Genomic DNA, 21026 nt, shown 5'->3' with positions numbered 1-21026 from the left:
CAACCTACTAGTGAACGCACCCAGTCTCACAACGCGTGTGCGAGTCATTGATCAGTTCTGTTGAGGGGCCCTATGGTTTACTCTTATACCGAAAAAAAACGCATTCGTAAAAATTTTGGCAAGCGACCGCAAGTATTAGAGGTTCCTTACCTACTTTCAATACAGCTGAACTCTTTCAAGCAGTTTATTGAGCGCGATCTGCAGGGGCAACAGGGTTTAGAAGCCGCGTTCCGCTCTGTATTTCCTATCCGTAGTTATAGCGGTAGTGCTGAATTGCAATATGTGGGCTACCGTCTGGGTGAGCCGCTGTTTGATGTTAAAGAGTGTCAAATACGTGGGGTGACCTTTTCTGCTTCACTGCGTGTTAAGCTGCGACTAGTGCTTTTTGAAAAAGAGGCTCCTGAGGGAACAGTCAAAGATATCAAAGAGCAAGAAGTGTATATGGGTGAAATCCCGCTGATGACCGACAACGGGACTTTTATCATCAATGGGACAGAACGCGTGGTTGTCTCCCAATTACACCGAAGCCCAGGGGTCTTTTTTGACAGCGATAAAGGTAAAACCCACTCTTCAGGCAAGGTATTATACAACGCCAGAGTTATTCCCTATCGGGGATCGTGGCTAGATTTTGAATTTGATCCGAAAGATAATCTTTTTGTCAGGATCGATCGCCGCCGTAAACTGCCAGCAACGATTATTTTAAGGGCTTTATCCTATACGACTGAACAGATTTTGGATCAATTTTTTGACAAAATTCTGTTTGAGATCACGGGTGACCAGATAGAGATGCACTTGGTCCCAGAGCGCTTACGCAGTGAGATTGCCTCTTTTAATATCGAATACAACGATAAACTGTATGTCGAAAAGGGACGACGTATCACCGTTCGCCATATTCGCCAGTTAGAACAAGATGGTGTGTCGCGACTGACTGTGCCAGTGGAGTACCTATTGGGTAGAATTATGGCGAAAGACTATCTGGATAGTCGCCATGGGGAGCTGTTATGTAGCGCCAACAGTGAACTGACACTGGAGTTATTGGCGAAATTAACTCAGGCGGGGCATCAGCAGATTGAAACCCTGTTTACCAATGATCTTGATCAAGGCGCTTACCTTGCGGAGACGTTGCGCATTGATCCGACGACTGATCGGTTAAGTGCTTTGGTAGAAATCTATCGGATGATGCGTCCAGGAGAGCCTCCTACCCGAGATGCCGCAGAAAATCTATTTGAAAATCTATTTTTCTCAGCTGATCGTTATGATCTCTCGACTGTTGGTCGTATGAAGTTTAACCGCTCCTTAGGACGTGACACGATTGAAGGCCCTGGGGTGTTAAGCCATCAAGATATCATTGAGGTCATGAAGAAGTTGATTGAGATTCGTAATGGACGAGGGGAGATCGACGACATTGACCATCTGGGTAACCGACGGATCCGATCAGTGGGCGAGATGACGGAAAATCAGTTCCGTATTGGCCTGGTGCGGGTTGAGCGGGCGGTCAAAGAGCGGTTATCTCTGGGGGATTTAGAGACCCTCATGCCACAAGATATGATTAATGCAAAGCCCGTTTCAGCGGCGATAAAAGAATTTTTTGGCTCTAGTCAATTATCGCAATTTATGGATCAAAATAACCCCCTGTCCGAAATTACCCACAAGCGTCGTATCTCAGCCTTGGGTCCAGGCGGGTTAACTCGGGAACGTGCTGGCTTTGAGGTGCGAGATGTCCACACGACCCACTATGGTCGGGTCTGTCCTATTGAGACCCCTGAAGGACCCAATATTGGGCTCATCAACTCACTGTCGGTGTATGCTAAGACCAATGAGTATGGCTTTCTTGAGACCCCCTACCGTCGTGTATCCCAGGGTGTGGTCACCGATGAGATCCATTACTTATCGGCGATAGAGGAGGGCAACTATGTGATTGCCCAAGCAAATGCCAACTTAGATGACAGCAATCACTTTATTGATGAGTTAATCACCTGCCGTCACCGGAGTGAGTCCGGTCTATTTACCCACTCCCAGGTTGATTATATGGATGTCTCTACGCAACAAATTGTTTCTGTTGCAGCGGCCTTGATTCCCTTTCTCGAACATGATGATGCAAACCGTGCCTTAATGGGTGCCAACATGCAGCGGCAAGCAGTCCCCACTTTACGGACCGATAAACCATTGGTCGGGACGGGTATGGAACGTGTGGTCGCTGTGGATTCTGGGGTGACTGTTGTGGCCAAGCGTGGGGGCTGTGTACAGTATGCTGATGCCTCACGGATTGTGATTCGCGTTAATGAAGTGGAGATGGAGAGTGGTGAAGCGGGCATTGATATCTATAACTTAACCAAATATACCCGCTCGAACCACAATACTTGTATTAATCAAAAACCCTGTGTCATCCTAGGTGAATGGGTAGAGCGTGGCAATGTGTTGGCAGATGGCCCCTGTACTGATTTAGGAGAGTTGGCGTTAGGGCAAAATATGCGAGTCGCCTTCATGCCCTGGAATGGTTATAACTTTGAGGACTCCATTCTGATTTCTGAACGAGTGGTGCAACAAGATCGTTTCACCACCATTCATATTCAGGAGCTGGCCTGTATTGCGCGTGATACCAAATTAGGCTCAGAAGAGATCACCGCGGATATTCCTAATATTGGGGAGTCGGCGCTCTCTAAATTAGATGAGTCGGGTATTGTCTATATCGGTGCCGAAGTCACCGGTGGCGACATCTTGGTGGGTAAAGTCACACCGAAAAGTGAAACCCAACTCACCCCGGAAGAGAAGTTATTACGCGCTATCTTTGGTGAAAAAGCTTTTGATGTCAAAGACTCCTCTTTACGCGTGCCTAATGGGGTAACGGGTACCATCATCGATGTACAAATTTTCACCCGTGATGGTATTGAAAAAGATAAACGTGCCTTGGAAATTGAGGGCATGCAGCTACGTGAAGTGAAAAAGGATCTGACTGAGGCGCTCAATATTTTAGAAGCTGGACTATTTTCACGAATGCGTGATCTGCTGATCAGCGGCGGGATGGTTGCAGAAAAACTGGACAACTTGCAACCTAAGCAATGGCTCACCTTAGTCTTAGCGGATGAAGCGCAACAACGGCAACTAGAGCAGCTAGCGGCCCAATATGACGAACTGACCGCAGACTTTGAAAAAAAATTAGAGAGTAAACGCCGCAAGATCACCCAAAGTGATGATCTAGCCCCGGGCGTCTTAAAGGTCGTTAAAGTTTATTTGGCCGTTAAACGGCAAATTCAACCGGGTGATAAAATGGCAGGTCGCCATGGTAACAAGGGGGTTATCTCGAAAATTTGTCCAGTAGAAGATATGCCTTATGACCATCGAGGTGAGCCAGTCGATATTGTACTGAATCCCTTGGGGGTTCCTTCACGGATGAATCTTGGTCAAATTTTGGAAACCCATTTGGGGCTAGCGGCCAAGGGCCTGGGTAATAAAATTGATCAAATGCTCCGCGAACAACAAACTGCCGCCATTTTACGTGAATTTATGCAACGTATTTATGACTTAGGTGATGTGCAGGGTAAAGTGGATCTGAGCCGCTTCAGTGACACTGAAATCAGGCAGTTAGCAGAGAATTTGCGTCATGGGATGCCGTTAGCGACGCCGGTATTTGACGGTGCCAGTGAGCAGGAAATTAAGCAGCTATTGACACTAGCAGAGTTGCCCACCTCAGGCCAAATCACCTTGTATGATGGTTTGAGTGGAGAGCAATTTGAACGCCCGGTGACTGTGGGTTATATGTATATGTTGAAATTAAACCATTTAGTGGATGATAAAATGCATGCCCGTTCTACTGGCTCGTATAGCCTAGTCACCCAGCAGCCTCTAGGGGGTAAAGCACAGTTCGGCGGCCAACGTTTCGGTGAAATGGAGGTCTGGGCTCTGGAAGCTTATGGAGCCGCTTATACGCTGCAAGAGATGTTGACGGTAAAATCCGATGATGTGAATGGTCGTACCAAAATGTATAAAAGTATTGTCAATGGCAATCACCAAATGGATCCAGGCATGCCAGAGTCCTTTAATGTACTCCTAAAGGAGATTCGTTCACTAGGCATTAATATTGAGCTTGAAAGCGACTAAATTGTATTGAACAGTTAGCATAAAGTTATCTAGAGATCACCGATTACCTAGGGGAGCTCGTACTGCTTTAACGCCGACAGGGGCCAACACGTGAAAGACCTACTGAATTTTTTAAAAACTCATAATAAATTCGAAGAATTTGATGCCATTAAAATTGCGTTAGCTTCACCGGAGATGATCCGTTCTTGGTCGTATGGCGAAGTTAAAAAGCCAGAAACCATCAACTATCGTACCTTTAAACCGGAACGTGATGGCCTGTTTTGTGCTCGTATTTTTGGACCCATCAAGGATTATGAGTGTTTATGTGGTAAATATAAACGCTTAAAGCACCGTGGGGTGATTTGTGAAAAGTGTGGGGTTGAGGTCACCCAAACTAAGGTGCGGCGTGACCGTATGGGGCATATTGAGTTAGCCTCACCGGTGGCGCATATTTGGTTCCTCAAATCATTGCCGTCACGGATTGGTTTGCTTTTAGACATGCTGTTGCGCGACATTGAACGGGTGCTCTATTTTGAATCCTATGTCGTCGTCGAGAGTGGGATGACCAGCCTAGAGCGTGGTAAAATTCTTACTGAAGAGCAGTATTTAGACGCGCTTGAGGAATTTGGTGACGAATTTGAAGCCAAGATGGGAGCGGAAGCGATTCAAGCACTGCTCAAAACCCTCGACTTAAAAGCAGAGTGTGCCAAGTTACGTGAAGAGTTGAGTGAAACCAACTTTGAAACCAAGCGTAAAAAGATCACCAAGCGTTTAAAATTGCTCGAAGCTTTTATTCTGTCGGGTAATAAGCCAGAGTGGATGATTTTCAATGTCCTGCCGATCTTGCCCCCCGATCTACGCCCGCTGGTACCGCTCGATGGTGGTCGTTTTGCCACCTCTGATTTGAATGATCTCTATCGCCGGGTCATTAATCGGAATAACCGTTTGAAACGTCTGCTCGACTTAGCCGCACCCGACATCATCGTCCGTAATGAAAAACGGATGTTGCAAGAGGCGGTTGATGCCTTATTGGATAATGGTCGCCGTGGTCGCGTGATTACCGGCTCCAACAAGCGGCCACTCAAATCGCTGGCCGATATGATCAAAGGGAAACAGGGGCGTTTCCGCCAAAATCTGCTGGGGAAACGGGTCGACTACTCTGGGCGGTCGGTGATCACCGTTGGGCCTTATCTGCGGCTACATCAGTGTGGTTTACCTAAAAAAATGGCATTAGAGCTTTTCAAACCCTTTATTTACGGTAAATTGGAAGCCTGTGAACTGGCCACCACGATTAAAGCCGCTAAGAAAATGGTTGATCGAGAGGATGCTGTTGTCTGGGATATTTTAGATGAGGTGATCCGCGAACATCCGGTACTGTTAAATCGAGCGCCTACCTTGCATCGACTGGGTATTCAAGCGTTTGAGCCGGTTCTGATTGAAGGGAAAGCCATTCAGTTGCATCCGTTAGTCTGCGCCGCCTATAACGCCGACTTCGACGGTGATCAGATGGCTGTGCATGTTCCGTTAACGCTAGAAGCGCAGCTGGAAGCACGGGCCTTAATGATGTCAACCAACAATATTCTATCGCCGGCCAGTGGAGAGCCCATTATTGTGCCCTCACAAGATGTGGTCTTAGGTCTTTATTATATGACCCGGACTAAGATTAACGCCCTCGGTGAGGGAATGTGGCTAACGGGCCCTGAAGAGGCGGAGAAAGCCTATCGCACCGGTGCTGCTGAGTTGCATGCTCAAGTGAAGGTTCGTATCACCGAGTATCAGCCAAACAGCCAAGGAACCCTAGAGCCCAAGACCACCTTAGTCGACACGACCATAGGCCGCGCAATTTTATGGATGGTGGTTCCACACGGGTTACCTTTTTCTCTGATTAACCAACAGCAGGGGAAAAAGGCGATTTCAAAATTACTCAATACCTGTTACCGCACATTGGGAATGAAGCCAACCGTAATCTTGGCCGATCAGATCATGTATACCGGATTTACCTATGCGGCACGCTCGGGCTGTTCAGTCGGTATTGATGATATCGTGATTCCAGATAATAAGGCGAGCATTATCAGCGTAGCGGAAAGTGAAGTCGCAGAAATTCAGGAGCAGTTCCAATCAGGGTTAGTCACTGCCGGTGAGCGTTACAATAAGGTGATTGATATCTGGGCTGCGGCCAATGAGCGAGTCGCCAAAGCGATGATGGAAAACCTCTCTACGGAAATGGTGCTGAATCGTCATCAAGAACTAGAGCAACAGGCCTCGTTTAATAGTGTCTTTATGATGGCTGATTCAGGTGCTCGGGGATCGGCACCACAGATCCGCCAGCTGGCGGGGATGCGGGGACTGATGGCCAAGCCAGATGGCTCGATTATTGAGACACCAATCACCGCCAACTTCCGGGAAGGGTTAAACGTCTTACAATATTTCATCTCAACGCATGGTGCGCGTAAAGGGTTGGCAGATACCGCTCTGAAAACCGCCAATTCCGGTTATCTAACCCGCCGCTTGGTAGACGTTGCCCAGGACTTGGTGGTGATTGAAGAGGACTGTGGCACGCAAGAGGGGATGGTGATGGCCCCGCTGATTGAAGGGGGTGATGTTAAAGAGCCCTTACGCGAGCGGGTACTCGGCCGGGTCACTGCTGAAGATCTACTGCAACCGCACAGTGCTGATATCCTGGTGCCCCGTAATACTTTACTGGACGAGCACTGGTGTGATCAGTTAGAAGCGCATTCAGTTGATCACATTAAAGTCCGCTCTGTCGTGACTTGTGAGACCGATTTTGGGATCTGTACCAAATGTTATGGCCGTGATTTGGCACGAGGACATTTGATTAACCTAGGAGAAGCGATCGGCGTCATCGCAGCGCAGTCGATTGGGGAGCCCGGTACACAGTTAACCATGCGGACCTTTCACATCGGCGGTGCTGCCTCGCGGGCCGCCGCTGAATCGGCCATTCAAGTCAAAAATCGTGGGACCCTGAAGTTAGAGAAAGCAAAATTTGTTTTGAATAGTGAAAACAATTTAGTAATCACTTCACGCCATGCAGAGGTGGTACTACTCGATAGCCTGGGGCGTACTAAAGAGAAGCATAAAATTCCTTATGGTGCCGTCATGACCCATCAGGATGGTCACGAAGTAGAAGCTGGTGAGATTGTCGCCAATTGGGATCCGCACACCATGCCGGTGATCTCTGAAGTCCGGGGGTTTGTGAAATTTGTCGATATGGTTGAGGGACAGACCATCACCCGGCAAACGGATGAATTGACTGGACTCTCTTCCATTGTGGTCTTAGAAGGGAGTGAACGCACCAGCGCCGCTAGAGATCAACGCCAAGCGTTGAAACTGGTTGATGAGGCGGGCAATGATGTGCTGATCCCGGGAACTGATGTTCCAGCTCAATACTTCTTGCCGAGTAAGACTATTATTCAGTTAGAAGACGGGGCTGTGGTCAATGTTGGCGACACTTTAGCCCGGATCCCCCAAGAATCAGGCGGTACGCGTGACATTACCGGTGGGCTGCCACGAGTGGCTGATCTATTTGAAGCACGACGTCCGAAAGAGCCCGCTATTTTGGCAGAAATCAGTGGGGTCGTCTCTTTTGGTAAAGAGACGAAAGGGAAACGCCGGCTACAAATTTTGCCGGTAGAGGGTGGCGAACCTTATGAAGAGATGATCCCTAAGTGGCGTCACCTGAATGTCTTTGAGGGGGAGCAGGTTGAGCGAGGTGATGTGATATCGGATGGTCCGGAAGCGGCACAAGATATTTTGCGTTTGCGGGGTGTTCGTGCAGTGACCCGTTACATCGTGAATGAAGTACAGGAGGTGTATCGTCTACAGGGTGTGAAGATTAACGATAAGCACATTGAAGTGATTGTACGCCAAATGCTGCGTAAGGCGACGATTGCCACCTCGGGCGACTCCAATTTCTTAGAAGGAGAACAGATCGAAGTGGCGCGGGTTAAGATCGCTTGCCGTGCTTTAGAAGCAGAAGATAAAGTTCCGCCAACCTATACGCGTGAGCTACTGGGGATCACCAAGGCATCGTTAGCCACAGAGTCCCTGATCTCTGCAGCCTCTTTCCAAGAGACCACACGGGTGTTAACAGAGACTGCGGTGAGCGGCAAGCGTGATGAGCTGCGTGGCTTAAAAGAGAATGTGATTGTCGGTCGATTGATCCCAGCAGGAACGGGTTATGCACATCATCAGGCCAGAATACGCCGCAAGGGAGCCGCTCAGGAGGAGCAGAAACCGGTGGTTAGCCACGAGATGGCTTCAGCTAATCTTGCAGAGCTGTTAAGTAGTCGAGACCATGAGGCCTAGTTTACTGGGATAGTCCGTTCATCACTGCTTAGCGACGACCACCTGTCGGGTTTGTTCGCTGAGCAGTGATCTTTAGCGAAAATGGGGTCGTGTGGCCGTTTTAAGCAGCGGCTGTCAGATCACGGTTGCCGGCAGTGCTATTGTTGGAGCGGTAGGATAACCCGTATGGTCAGTCCGTTACGGCTATTCCGGCTAAGGTGCAAACGACCATGATGGTGATCGACAATCTTTTTGACAATAGCGAGACCTAAACCATGGCCTCCAGCAAGCTTGTTGCTAATCGCTCTCTCGACACCCCGAATCCAGGGCTGAAATAGCTGAGAGTGTTGATCAGGCTCAATCCCTGGCCCATCGTCGTCTATTTGGAACCAGGCACTCTCCAGTGATCTCCCACTGCTGATCCGCACCCAACCTTGGCCGTAGTGGCGTGCATTCACCAATAAATTGGTTAATACCCGTTTGATAGCGATCCGCTGCATGGCTACCCAGAGCGTTCCCGCACATAAATCTTGCTCAAGCACGGTCTGCTGATCACGATTCAGGAGGATGATCTCCTCTTGAATCAAGGCATTGAGATCGGTAGAGGTTAGCCTCTCTGTGGCGCAACCAGTGGGAGAAAACTGCTGGCAAATGAGGCTTTGACAGGTCGCAATATCTTGGTGAATGGCTCTCAGCAGCGCTTGATCTTGGGTCTGTAGTAGATCAGTGGCTAGGCGAATCCGGGCTAACAGGGTCTGTAGATCATGGAGGATCTCTACTGCCGAGAGATCCTCAGATTGGTCTGCTGGTTTCATCAGAAGCGTTTCCATGACGCTGGTTAAGGTAGGAGATGATCAACAGTGCTGACTGCTTTTAACGGAGTGACCATCAGGAACAAAGACATAACCCAATCCCCAGACCGTCTGAATATAACGTGGATTGGCTGGATCTTCTTCCAGTACGCGGCGTAGGCGAGAGATCTGCACATCAATTGAGCGCTCCGTTGCACTATACTCGCGACCGCGGGCTAAATTCATTAATTTATCACGTGAAAACGGTTGGCGAGGGTGACTACCTAGCACTTTAAGCACTGAAAATTCACCACTGGTCAAGGGGATTGGAAGATCATCTTTAAACATCTCTCGGGTTCCTAAATTGAGCTTGAAGCGACCAAAGGTGAGGAGTGCCTCCTCCTGTGCTGGTGCACCTGGCGCTTCATGGGATTGCCGTCGTAACACTGCACGGATGCGGGCTAACAGTTCACGGGAATTGAAGGGCTTCGCTAGATAGTCATCAGCACCCATTTCTAGTCCAATGATTCGATCGACCTCATTGCCTTTTGCAGTCAATATAATGATCGGTATGAGATTATTTTGATTACGTAGACGACGACAGATAGAGAGCCCATCCTCACTCGGCAATATTAAATCAAGGATGATTAATTGAAAAGATTCACGAGTCAGCAACCGATCCATCTGCTCCGCATTGGCCACACCACGTACCTGGAAGCCCTGTTCACTGAGATAACGCTCTATCAGGGCTCGTAGACACATATCATCATCGACAATTAAAACTTTGTGGTGCTCGTGCATGCTCCTTTGACTCCCAAACGCTCACTGCGTATGTTCATTGTGAAAACTTAGATACCTGGTCGCGATCATTCCTGAAAAACAACACCAGGACTTTACTATTTAGGGGGTTGGTAATCGATAGCTAGGATACGGTAGGTTATTTTGCCCTTTGGGGTAAAGAGGGTTATGAGATCGTTAACATATTTACCTAGGAGGGCTCGGGCTACAGGGGCATTGATAGAGATCCAGTTCTGGCTCAAATCAAATTCATCAGCGCCCACTAAGCGGTAGCACGGCTGGTCTCCTTGCTGATCCAGCAGCGTCACCCAGGCACCAAAAAATACCCGTCCAGCTTGTTGCGGGTGGGGATCAACAATTCGTAGCAACGTCAAGCGCTTGCGCAAAAAAGCGATGCGTCGATCCAGTTCGCGTAACGCTTTTTTACCATAGAGATATTCCGCATTTTCTGAGCGGTCGCCTAAGGCAGCCGCTTCGGCAACCAGCTGTGTAGCGTTTGGACGAGCCACCGTCCATAAATAGTCCAACTCCTCTTTTAATCGGAGCCAACCTGCCCGAGTGATATACTGTGTCCCTGCCATTCCACAACACCTGATATGTGATTCTAGTCCTGATTGTTTTAAAGCCGCCATAAAAGTCATCACAGTCCACAGCTACTTTATCAGGATTTTAATAAAGTCGTTCATCGCACTGTGGTTGCTTGAGAGATGAGGGTATCTAATAACATGAACCACTCATGAAGTCTATGGATGGTTGCCCTCGTGTGAGCGGCTTTCTTTAAGGTTTTATCCTTTATTAGGGATCTGCCCCAAGCACCCCGGCGGGAGATTTTTTAGCAATAATTAGTTACATAAGGCTGCAGCGGTTGATTGTATATGATAATGTTTCTCACTATCATTTGCCTTCTATAGGGCCAGCGATCGATAATAGGCGGGTATTATCTGATCGACTACCAGGGAGTAGCCTATGGAGAATGAACCGGTATGACTGTGAGTGAATTGGAACCACACAAGCATTATCGTATAGGGGCTTTTGCCGACACCATGAGCCCAGCCTATCGACATAGATTGCTCTCTATGGGGATACGTCCAGGTGCTTGGTTTCGGGTTGTGCGGATTGCTCCTTTGGGGGATCCGGTACAACTTGAAATCGGGCGACTGAATGTGATGTTACGCAAGAAGGATTTGGAACAACTGACGGTTGGCGTGCCAGTCGATGCCGTTGCCTAACGCTAGACGCCAGTTGACGGCTGCACTGCTGGGCAATCCCAACTGTGGGAAGAGCACTTTATTTAACCGGCTCACTGGTTTAAACCAGCGGGTGGGGAACTGGGCTGGGGTCACGGTAGAGCGTCAGGAGGGGCAGTTTTGTACAGCGCGGTATCAAATAACGCTGGTCGACCTGCCGGGGATCTATTCGTTAACCACCCCCTGCCCACAGGCAGCATTAGATGAGCAAATAGCCTGCCGTTATCTCTGTTCAGGGGAGGCTGATCTCATCATCAATGTGCTAGATGCGACTGATCTAGCGCGTAATCTGTACTTAACCGTGCAACTGTTAGAGCGAGGGGTTCCCTGCCTGGTCGTGCTGAATCGGTTTGATAGCGCTTTGGCTTGTGGGATGACACTGGAGGTTCAGCAGCTGTCAGAGCGGTTAGCACTCCCCGTCATTCCGATGGTGGCCACTCGCGGAGAGGGATTGCAACAACTCTATCAAGCGATTGATGATCACAGCGGGCACGTGACTACCTGGCCGGTCATTTACCCAGACGCCATTGAACAGCAACTGCCGTCTATTATCCAGCAGCTGCCGTCGCCGCTATCGACCCCTCAGGCACGTTGGTTAGCGTTACAACTGCTTGAAGGTGATCGATCCAGTGAACCCAGCGAGCAGCTGGCTTTACGACTGAATGACGCACAGCGAGCCGTACAGCAGGCGCTGGGCGAGGAGGCTGCCCTACTGATTGCCGATGCGCGGTACTGCGCGATCGCCACCCTCTGTGCTGGGATGGAGCCCTCCCCAGAGAGCGCTCATCAGCTCATGCACCGGCTAGACACTATCTTCTTGAACCGATGGTTAGGGATCCCACTATTTCTGGGGGTTCTGTACGCGATGTTTTTCTTATCGATTCGGCTTGGCGATGCCCTGCAACCGCTATTTGAACGGAGTGCAGCCCTCCTATTGAGTCAGGGCACTCAGTGGCTGGGAGGCTGTCTAGGATTACCCCAGGGTTTAATCCACCTGCTGGCGCAGGGTATCGGGGGCGGCATCAACACTTTGATGCCCTTGATTCCCCCCATCGGTTTGCTGTTTCTCTGTTTGGGGTTGTTGGAGGATTCTGGCTACCTCGCCCGGGCCGCATTTGTGATGGACCGCTTCATGCAGGCGCTGGGATTACCAGGAAAAGCTTTCGCACCGCTGATTATTGGCTTTGGTTGTAATGTGCCGTCGATTATGGGAACCCGCACCCTGAATGGAGAACGGGAGCGGCTACTCACCATTCTCATTGCCCCCTTTATGACCTGCAGTGCTCGCTTGGCGATTTTTGTCGTGTTTTCTGCCACTTTTTTTGGACGCTCTGGGGTCTTTCCACTGTTTGCTTTATACCTACTAGGGATTGGCGTTGCCGTGGGGACCGGATTGCTCTTGAAGCGGACGCTGCTGCAGGGCGCCAGTGCTCCTTTTGTGATGGAGCTGCCTCCCTACCAGCGTCCTTCACTCCGTGTGGTTGGCGTGCAAATTTGGCATCGCTTAACAGGGTTTATCTGGCGTGCAGGAAAACTCATTATTCTGGTGAATCTGCTGATTGGTGGCTTACAAACCCGCACGATAACCGGTGCGTTGGTGAGTCCTGAGCAGCCGGTTTCAGCGCTGGAGAGCGTGGGCCAACGGCTCACCCCATTATTGAAACCCCTTGGCCTTCAGGAGGAGAATTGGCCAGCGACTGTAGGGTTGCTCACTGGGGCGATTGCCAAAGAGGTGGTCTTGGGGACTTTAGACACGCTCTACGCGGCAGAAGAGCGGCTCTATGAACCGCTGGATGTGGCGCAGTTTAAGCCGCGCTTGGAACTTCAACAGGCACTGCGAGAGACGGGTCAGCGGTTACTCACCCTCTTTAAGCTTGACGGGTGGGTGAATTCTCGGGGAGCAACCGAGGAGACCAGCGGTGATCAGGGCATGAGCCCGCTATCCCGCACGATCCTCGCCCGCAAATTTGCAACGCCGGCCGCTGCCTATAGCTATTTGATCTTTGTCTTGCTGTATATTCCCTGTGTCTCTACCCTGGGCGCTATTGGGCGTGAAAGTGGGTGGCGGTGGATGTGGTTTTCATTTTTTTGGGGGGTGAATGTCGCCTATTCGTTGGCGACGCTCTACTATCAAAGCGTCACTTTTAGTCAACATCCGCTGCAGAGTAGTTATACGATGGCGGGTATCTTGGTATTTAATGCCTTACTGTTTGCGCTCTTAACGCGTTGGCCCCCTCGGCAGAGGGTTGGTTCGTTATTTCAGCGGCCTGCTGAGCTGCGGCTTACAGAGGAGGGGGGTCGGTGATCAGCTTATTACAGCTTCGTGACGCTGTGGCACTGGCTGGGGTGGTAGAGCTACAAGCGCTGAGTCGCCAGTTAAACGTCTCTGCTAATTTACTCACGGCGCTGTTAGAACGGTTGATTGCTTTGGGAAAAGTAGAAAAGGTACCCGAGCCGACTGTCAAGCGAGGCTGCTTCGGTTGTGTGGTCGGCTGTAGCTCAGCCAGGGTTTGTCAGCGTCGCTGCTACTACCGTTATGTTGCTTGAGTGGCGTGGTGTTTGCGGGGGTTATCAGTCGTAGCATTGGCCATGGATTCTGGATCTACTTCTAAAAGTTAGCTGGGCAGGGTGATAAAAGCGTGTTGTTTGCGGGAGCATCCGTTACGCTACCAAGATGCGCTGGCCTCTCTATCGATTCACGCCAACCGGCTGCTGTCGGTTATGTCAGCAATCAGTGTGGTCGGCAGCCCAAGGGATTTGTAGTGTTTGTTGGCCCACCGACTGGCTGCCGAATCTCCTAGCCCAGGCCTGCTGTCGTTGTTGTGGGCTGCCAACCGCCCTCCCTCAAGCGTTGTGTGGTCGTTGCCTACAAAAACCACCCCCTTGGGATACTTTACTCGCCGTGGCGCCGTATGGACCACCGGTGAGTCGCTTGATCAACCAGTTTAAATTTCAGCGGCGCTTTGAGCTAGCCCCCACCTTGGCGCGGTTGCTGCTATTACGGTGGTTAGCCCAACGGCGCTGGTTAGGGCTGGAAAAACCCGATCTCCTACTGCCGGTGCCGTTGCATTGGTGGCGCCACTGGCGACGAGGCTTTAACCAATCCGCACTGTTAGCGGCCAATCTCGCCCACTGGTTAGGGGTCGCGTGGGATGCCACGCTATTGCAGCGGGTGCAGGCGACGGTACCACAACAGCAACTGCCTGCCGTGGCACGGCGGCGCAACCTGCGCCGTGCCTTTGCGCTAGCGCCAGGTGCTGAGGTGCGGCTGGCGGGCACTCGGGTGGTCTTGATCGATGATGTGGTCACCACCGGCAGCACCGTGGCGGCCTTGAGCCAGCTGCTGCGTCGGGCGGGGGTGGCTGAAATCCACATTTGGACGCTAGGTCGAACCCAGAGCTTATAGTAGACTAGCGAAATCAGCGCAGCCTGGTTGCGTGTTTAGCTGAGAGAAGACTTATCATGATACAAATTACTGAAGCCGCCCAGGCCCATTTTCGACAACTGCTAGCGGAGCAGCCGCTGGGGACTCAGATCCGCGTCTATGTGAGCTATCCCGGCACCGTGCAAGCGGAGTGTGGGGTCTCCTACTGCCCACCGGAGGCGGTGACCGCAGAGGATCAATCGCTCCCCTTTGAGGGCTTTGTGGCTTATATTGAGTCACCGATGCTCCCCTTTTTGCAACAGGCGGTGATTGATTTTGTCACCGAATCTTTGGGATCACAGTTAACCATTAAAGCCCCGAATGCCAAACTGGCCAAGGTGGCCGCAGATGCGCCGCTGTTCGATCGAGTTGACTATTTTTTACAAGCGACAGTGAACCCACAATTAGCTGGCCATGGCGGGCGAGTGACGCTGGTGGAGATCACCGAAGCAGGCGGCGTGGTGCTGCAATTTGGCGGTGGCTGTAATGGCTGTGCCATGGTGGATGTCACCCTAAAAGAGGGAATTGAGAAGGAGCTGTTGGCGCATTTCCCCGAATTAACCGGCGTTCAAGATGTCACCGAGCATCAAGCCGGCGAGCACTCCTATTATTGAAGGTACAGATGAGTCAGCAACAGAGGGAGCCGTGATGGCAAAATTAATGAAAAAACCATTGGTAGCGATCTTCAGCATCAGTTTACTCCTGGTGAGCGGCGTAGTTTACTCTGCTCATCACCCAGTTAAACCATCGTCGGATAAGTTGAGTCAGGTTAATAAAATTCGAGAAGACGCTAAGCAAGGTGACCCAGGGGCTCAATATATTCTGGGTGCTATGTATAGGGATGGGAATGGAATAGCACGGGATAATTCAAGCGCTGTCAAGTGGTTCTATCAGGCGGCTGTGCAGGGTCACTCTTCTGCTCAAAATGATCTTGGATTGATGTACCAACGAGGCTTAGGAGTATCACAAAATTATAAGGTGGCTGTAGGGTGGTACTATAAAGCGGCTAAGCAAGGGAATGTAGCAGGACAAAATAACCTGGGAACCATGTATGTCAATGCTCACGGTGTACCACTAGATTATAAGATCGCCCTGGAGTGGTTTCATTCAGCGGCTAAGCAAGGCGCTGCTGAAGCCCAATATAATCTGGCTCTGATGCATCAAAACGGTTTAGGGGTAGCGCAGGATCATTCGGCTGCTGTCGAGTGGTACTATAAGTCCGCGGTGCAAGGACACTGTGGTGCCCAAAATAATCTGGGTTTGATGTATAAAAATGGCCAAGGAGCCTTACAAAATCACCAGGTAGCCCTGGAGTGGTTTCGTAAAGCAGCTCAGCAGGGTAATGCTTGTTCCGAATATAACCTTGGGATCATGTATGACAATGGCTTAGGGGTCTTACAGGATGGGTGGGTTGCTGTGGAGTGGTACCGACGAGCAGCCCAGCAAGGCAACTCTATGGCCAAACAGCGCCTGCAGCAGCTCGGGTACTACTAGCTACTGAGAACGTAGAGAGCGGGGATCGAACGTCAAGCGGTGCGGCTGCTCTATTAGGGCTAGCGCTAGAGGAATGTACATCCGGAAAGGTAGCCTGTATCGCCCCTGCCCGCCGCAAAAGCCACCCCCTCTCCAGGGATATTTCCCCACGTCACCAACGCTGGATTCACGCAATAAGTGCAACACGGCAGCCGGTATAAGCTTCCAAGGGAGTTAGACCCAAAAGCACTTTTCTGGGAGTCATATTAAGGCGTAATTCCATATCTCTAATCTCCTGTTTGCTCAGAGGCCCCATACACATTTTTTTAGGCCAGCATCGACGGATTAAACCATTAGTATTTTCATTGGTACCCCGCTGATAACTAGCATAAGGACGCGCTGGAGTGGTACAGCAAGGCTGCCAATCAAGGTTTTCCGATGGCACAAAATAACCTGGGTGATATGTACTATTATTGAGAGTGCCGATGAATCAGCAGCAGAGGGAGCCGTGATGGCGAAATTAATGAAAAAAACGTTGCTAGCGATCTTCAGCATCAGTTTACTCCTGGTGAGCGGCGTAGTTTACTTTGCTCATCACCCGGTTAAACCCTTGCCCAATGACTTGAGTCACCTGAAGCAAATTCGAGCAGCAGCTGAGCAAGGTGATCCTGAGGCACAATATAACCTGGGGGTGAGGTACGAAGTGGGGCAAGGAGTCTCACAGAATCATAAGGCCGCGCTGGAGTGGTACAGTAAGGCTGCCAATCAAGGATATCCAGCGGCACAAAATAACCTGGGCGTGATGTACTATCAGGGTCTAGGGGTACCACAAAATCATAAGGCCGCGCTGGAGTGGTACAGTAAGGCTGCCAATCAAGGTTATCCAAAGGCACAATATAACCTGGGCGTGATGTACCATCAGGGTCTAGGGGTATCACAAAATCATAAGGCCGCGCTGGAGTGGTACAGTAAGGCTGCCAATCAAGATTATCCGATGGCACAAAATAACCTGGGCCATATGTACCGTCTGGGTCTAGGGGTACCACAGGACGCTAAGATCGCCGAGGAGTGGTATCGACAAGCAGCTGAGCAAGGTGAGCCAGTGGCACAATGTAACCTGGGCGCGATGTACTATCAGGGTCTAGGAGTATCACAAAATCATAAGGCTGCGCTGGAGTGGTACAGTAAGGCTGCCAATCAAGGTTATCCGAAGGCACAATGTAGCTTGGGCTATATGTACGATCAGGGTCTAGGGGTATCACAAAATCATAAGGCCGCGCTGGAGTGGTTCATCAAGGCTGCCAATCAAGGTTATCCGATGGCACAATATAACCTGGGTGTGATGTACGAGCGGGGTCTAGGGGTAGAGGACGCTAAGACCGCCGTGAAGTGGTATCGACAAGCAGCTGAGCAAGGTCATCCAGTGGCACAAAATAACCTGGGCAATATGTACGAGCAGGGTCTAGGGGTATCAAAGGACGCTAAGACCGCCGTGAAGTGGTATCGACAAGCAGCTGAGCAAGGTTATCCAGGGGCACAATATAACCTGGGCATGATGTACGAGCAGGGTCTAGGGGTATCAGAGGACGCTAAGACCGCCGAGGAGTGGTATCGACAAGCAGCTGAGCAAGGTGATCCAGCGGCACAATGTAAACTGGGGGTGATGTACAAGCGGGGTCTAGGGGTACCACAGGACGCTAAGACCGCCGTGAAGTGGTATCGACAAGCAGCTGAGCAAGGTTGTCCAGAGGCACAAAATAACCTGGGCGTGATGTACAAGCGGGGTCTAGGGGTACCACAGGACGCTAAGACCGCCGTGGAGTGGTATCGACAAGCAGCTGAGCAAGGTTATCCGGCGGCACAATATAACCTGGGCTATATGTACGAGCGGGGTTTAGGGGTATCAGAGGACGCTAAGACCGCCGTGGAGTGGTATCGACAAGCAGCTGAGCAAGGTTGTCCAGAGGCACAAAATAACCTGGGCGTGATGTACAAGCGGGGTCTAGGGGTACCACAGGACGCTAAGATCGCCGTGGAGTGGTATCGACAAGCAGCTGAGCAAGGTTGTCCAGAGGCACAAAATAACCTGGGCCTGATGTACGAGCGGGGCCTAGGGGTACCACAGGACGCTAAGACCGCCGTGGAGTGGTATCGACAAGCAGCTGAGCAAGGTGATCCAGCGGCACAATGTAAACTGGGGGTGATGTACGAGCGGGGTCTAGGGGTACCACAGGACGCTAAGACCGCCGTGGAGTGGTATCGACAAGCAGCTGAGCAAGGTTGTCCAGAGGCACAAAATAACCTGGGCGTGATGTACAAGCGGGGTCTAGGGGTACCACAGGACGCTAAGACCGCCGTGGAGTGGTATCGACAAGCAGCTGAGCAAGGTTATCCAGCGGCACAATTTAACCTGGGCGTGGTGTACGAGCGGGGTCTAGGGGTATCAGAGGATGCTAAGACCGCCGTGTAGTGGTATCGACAAGCAGCGCAGCAAGGCGACTCTATGGCCAAACAGCGCCTTCAGCAGCTTGGGCACCACGAGCAGTGACACCGTAGAGAGCGAGCGTCGAATTCCCAAGCGGTGCGCCTGTTGCTCTATCAGTGCTAGCACTGTAGTGCCTGCCCGCCGCAAAAACTACCCTCTTATCCAGGGGAAACTCGTTACCAACCAACACTGAGGTAGAGATCATGATGTTGATTACCGAACTCCCACGACAGCAGCTCTGTGATTTTATTGTCGAGGCCAAACGGGCTACCTACGCAGCGACAGAGTCTGCCGCTCGTGTCGCCTCCAAAAGCCCGCAGTCAAACAATTATCTTTTCGAAAGGGATCCCTTTCGCTATGAGGATCAGTACTGTGGAGAGATTATCGATGTGGGCATGGAAACCGTCTGGTACCAAGCGATCCCCGTGTGGGGCATGGTCTATCGAGGGGGCGTTCATGAGGCGTATACTCACCTCAAGCAACCGCTGTTCTCATTCCTAAAAGAGGTGCTGAGGCGGCCGATCGCGCATTTCCCAACGCGCGGCCCAGAGGAGTACAAGCGAGGGAACCTGCTCTATAGCAATCGTCCCGAGGGTGATATTAGCACCTTCCAGGGTAGTGAAACCGTGCTGATGGATGGAGAGCCCGCCTGCTACCGTCGCTATGTCGGGGGGCTTATCCTCGGCCAGCACAATCCTGACATGCGTCTTCTGTGATCCTAGGAGGGCTGATAAATCATGAAGATGATTTATTAAAGACTATCAGGGTGATTAGCCCAGTCACTGACTCCTATTGCCAGAAACGGTAACCGCTAAATTTGTTCTACTATCAGGATAGAATTGGATGTTAAAAGGTTCTGTCCCAGATAGATAATTATCATTCATAGCGGTCATCTGCTGCGGCAATGTTTCTCCTTTTACCTGAGCCCGCTCATTTTTTTCTATTCTTTCCTTCCGATTTTGCAGAACCTGCCTCAGTTCACAACTCATCATCTCAGTTGCTGGAATCTTTGTATTTATTCCAGTTGTAATGCTTGATTTTTGTGATGCTGTCGTCTTGGCTGACGATGACTTCACGGGTAATCGATGTTTTAAAACTGAATGAATGTCTTGTGGTAACAGCAAGCGTTGACTAAACTCTTCACTCAATTGCTCCATTTCAGCTATTGCTTGATCGAGTGATTGTTGTAGTTGTAATCCAGTGCCTAGTGATTCCTGAGGCGAGGGAGCGTCCTTCAATTTAGAACACCATGAACAGCTATCACCAGAAGTAGTACATTTAGGTTGACCTTTCATAATGGTATAATCTTGATCGACTATAGAGTGTTCTCCCCGAGTGGTTATTGAGTCTTCCTTTGGTTTATCTGACCTAAAGACTAATGATTTCTGAGCTGACATATTAACGTAATCATGATCTTCTGATGATTGCTGAGGCGAGTGATTATCATTTGATTTAAAATGTAACAAATAGCCATTAGCGGGAGCTGGCACATTAACGTAGTCATGATCCTTTATAAACTGCTCAATCCAGGTTTTTTTGGGTACTGCTGCTGGTTCAGCTACTGTAAGGAATGATGATTCCTGAGGCGGTTGATGATTATTCTGGCTACCCCTCGACCATAACAGGCTTAAGTGGCGCATGTCGTCAATTTGGCTAGCCAGCAGTGACTCTGCTGCTGATCTGTTTGGTTGCTTTTGGGCTGACTTTTCATTTTTTTTCATTACTTTAAAGTTAAAACAGTTCAACATAATAATCTTTGTCTCATTTTTAGAATAAAAATTATCATAAAGATAACATTTTTTATCCTTTTATGAAATATAAAAACGATCCACTCAGGAGATTTTTTGGTAGTGGCTTACCATGATTGTTGGTGGAATGCACTTAGAAATATTCTAGCAGTGATTCAGCCTAGGTCTAACTGGCTTAGACAGCTTGCAAAAACGACTAAGCAATTCATTCACCAATGATTGAGAGTCACTACCCGCTCCCCCTGTGAGGGGCCGGGGCAATGCCCCCTAGCCCGCTGCCGTAGTCTCAAAAAACCAGGTCATCAAAAGCCAGGATCACGCCCGCTTGCTGAGCACAGGCTTCGCTCAGCACCGCCCCTAGCGAGCGGCCGGACCGAACACAGATCCACTGCTGCGCTTGATAACTAAAGTGGTAGCCGGTGCACCGTGTTGCCAGCCAGAGCTGCTGCAGGGCGCTCTGCCGATTGAGGATGATTTTACTCTGATCGTTCAATAGCAAGGTCAATACACTGCCGTCGTTTTCATAGTCTATGCTGTGTTGAGGGGCGGCGTGTTGACTGAAATCCTCTAGGATCTGTTCAATCTGCGCCATCACTTGGTCCGCTAGGTGATGGAATTTCGTCTCATTCATCGTTGAAAAACCCCTCTGAGTGTCTGGTTACCCTGCAGGGCAGTGCC

The 21026-nt window shown here is 50.3% G+C and carries 16 protein-coding genes and 1 pseudogene; 10 read left to right on the top strand and 7 right to left on the bottom strand.

Going from position 1 to position 21026, the window contains the following annotated elements; genetic code table 11:
- The first annotated feature begins 72 nt into the window (after positions 1 to 72).
- Together rpoB and rpoC are read left to right on the top strand one after the other, a co-directional pair.
- Positions 73 to 4098 (top strand): DNA-directed RNA polymerase subunit beta, encoded by a 4026-nt coding sequence (rpoB, locus tag NL324_RS03445; RefSeq protein ID WP_253306353.1) that lies wholly within the window; start codon positions 73 to 75, stop codon positions 4096 to 4098.
- Positions 4099 to 4188: 90 nt separating this feature from the next.
- The gene (gene rpoC / locus NL324_RS03440; RefSeq protein ID WP_253306352.1) at positions 4189 to 8403 is read left to right on the top strand and encodes a DNA-directed RNA polymerase subunit beta'; all 4215 of its coding nucleotides are present in this window, start codon (positions 4189 to 4191) and stop codon (positions 8401 to 8403) included.
- Positions 8404 to 8540: 137 nt separating this feature from the next.
- Here rpoC and NL324_RS03435 read toward each other — a convergent pair whose 3' ends face one another.
- From NL324_RS03435 to greB, 3 genes are all read right to left on the bottom strand, one after another.
- On the bottom strand, positions 8541 to 9197 hold the full coding sequence (locus NL324_RS03435; protein ID WP_253306351.1) for an ATP-binding protein: 657 nt from the start codon (positions 9195 to 9197) through the stop codon (positions 8541 to 8543).
- Between the two features lie 39 nt (positions 9198 to 9236).
- Entirely contained in the window at positions 9237 to 9974 is a 738-nt protein-coding gene (ompR, locus tag NL324_RS03430) for an osmolarity response regulator transcription factor OmpR (RefSeq protein WP_253306350.1), read from the bottom strand.
- A 95-nt stretch (positions 9975 to 10069) separates the two neighbouring features.
- Positions 10070 to 10552: a transcription elongation factor GreB gene (gene greB / locus NL324_RS03425; RefSeq protein WP_253306349.1), complete on the bottom strand. Its 483-nt coding sequence runs from the start codon at positions 10550 to 10552 to the stop codon at positions 10070 to 10072.
- A 402-nt stretch (positions 10553 to 10954) separates the two neighbouring features.
- Between greB and NL324_RS03420 the strand changes: the two genes are divergently transcribed.
- The 6 genes from NL324_RS03420 to NL324_RS03395 all read left to right on the top strand — a co-directional run bounded on the left by NL324_RS03420 (position 10955) and on the right by NL324_RS03395 (position 16136).
- A complete protein-coding gene (locus tag NL324_RS03420; protein ID WP_253306348.1) occupies positions 10955 to 11200 on the top strand; it encodes a FeoA domain-containing protein in 246 nt (81 codons plus the stop codon).
- A complete protein-coding gene (gene feoB / locus NL324_RS03415; RefSeq protein ID WP_253306347.1) occupies positions 11187 to 13523 on the top strand; it encodes a Fe(2+) transporter permease subunit FeoB in 2337 nt (778 codons plus the stop codon). Before NL324_RS03420 ends, feoB begins: the two co-directional genes overlap by 14 nt.
- Positions 13520 to 13765: a FeoC-like transcriptional regulator gene (locus tag NL324_RS03410; RefSeq protein ID WP_253306346.1), complete on the top strand. Its 246-nt coding sequence runs from the start codon at positions 13520 to 13522 to the stop codon at positions 13763 to 13765. Before feoB ends, NL324_RS03410 begins: the two co-directional genes overlap by 4 nt.
- 127 nt (positions 13766 to 13892) lie before the next feature.
- Positions 13893 to 14624, top strand: a complete 732-nt coding sequence (locus tag NL324_RS03405; RefSeq protein ID WP_253306345.1) for a phosphoribosyltransferase family protein — start codon at positions 13893 to 13895, stop codon at positions 14622 to 14624.
- Between the two features lie 56 nt (positions 14625 to 14680).
- Complete coding sequence (gene nfuA / locus NL324_RS03400) at positions 14681 to 15256, top strand: Fe-S biogenesis protein NfuA (protein ID WP_253306344.1); 576 nt, start codon at positions 14681 to 14683, stop codon at positions 15254 to 15256.
- 34 nt (positions 15257 to 15290) lie between these two features.
- Complete coding sequence (locus tag NL324_RS03395; protein ID WP_253306343.1) at positions 15291 to 16136, top strand: tetratricopeptide repeat protein; 846 nt, start codon at positions 15291 to 15293, stop codon at positions 16134 to 16136.
- A gap of 166 nt (positions 16137 to 16302) precedes the next feature.
- Here the strand turns inward: NL324_RS03395 and NL324_RS03390 are convergent.
- Positions 16303 to 16515 (bottom strand): annotated as a pseudogene (locus tag NL324_RS03390) (IS30 family transposase); the annotation flags it as partial.
- A gap of 57 nt (positions 16516 to 16572) precedes the next feature.
- On the opposite strand from NL324_RS03390, the gene NL324_RS08260 reads away from it, so the two are divergent.
- Positions 16573 to 18585, top strand: a complete 2013-nt coding sequence (locus tag NL324_RS08260) for a tetratricopeptide repeat protein (RefSeq protein WP_301282749.1) — start codon at positions 16573 to 16575, stop codon at positions 18583 to 18585.
- Here NL324_RS08260 and NL324_RS03370 read toward each other — a convergent pair.
- Positions 18559 to 18726 (bottom strand): hypothetical protein, encoded by a 168-nt coding sequence (locus NL324_RS03370; protein ID WP_253306341.1) that lies wholly within the window; start codon positions 18724 to 18726, stop codon positions 18559 to 18561. The two genes, NL324_RS08260 and NL324_RS03370, sit on opposite strands and share 27 nt — an antisense overlap.
- A 77-nt stretch (positions 18727 to 18803) precedes the next feature.
- Between NL324_RS03370 and NL324_RS03365 the strand changes: the two genes are divergently transcribed.
- Positions 18804 to 19316 (top strand): DUF5680 domain-containing protein, encoded by a 513-nt coding sequence (locus tag NL324_RS03365; protein WP_253306340.1) that lies wholly within the window; start codon positions 18804 to 18806, stop codon positions 19314 to 19316.
- Positions 19317 to 19379: 63 nt separating this feature from the next.
- On the opposite strand, the gene NL324_RS03360 is transcribed toward NL324_RS03365, so the two are convergent.
- Together NL324_RS03360 and cyaY are read right to left on the bottom strand one after the other, a co-directional pair.
- The gene (locus NL324_RS03360; protein ID WP_253306339.1) at positions 19380 to 20348 is read right to left on the bottom strand and encodes a hypothetical protein; all 969 of its coding nucleotides are present in this window, start codon (positions 20346 to 20348) and stop codon (positions 19380 to 19382) included.
- Positions 20349 to 20634: 286 nt separating this feature from the next.
- Positions 20635 to 20979 carry an iron donor protein CyaY gene (gene cyaY / locus NL324_RS03355; protein ID WP_253306338.1) on the bottom strand — a complete coding sequence of 115 codons (345 nt, stop codon included), beginning with the start codon at positions 20977 to 20979 and terminating at the stop codon, positions 20635 to 20637.
- Positions 20980 to 21026 lie beyond the last annotated feature (47 nt).

The organism is unidentified bacterial endosymbiont, from assembly GCF_918320885.1.
Classification (GTDB): domain Bacteria; phylum Pseudomonadota; class Gammaproteobacteria; order Enterobacterales.
The sequence above is the reverse complement of the archived record's forward strand: the minus strand, read 5'-3'. Positions and strand labels throughout refer to the sequence as shown.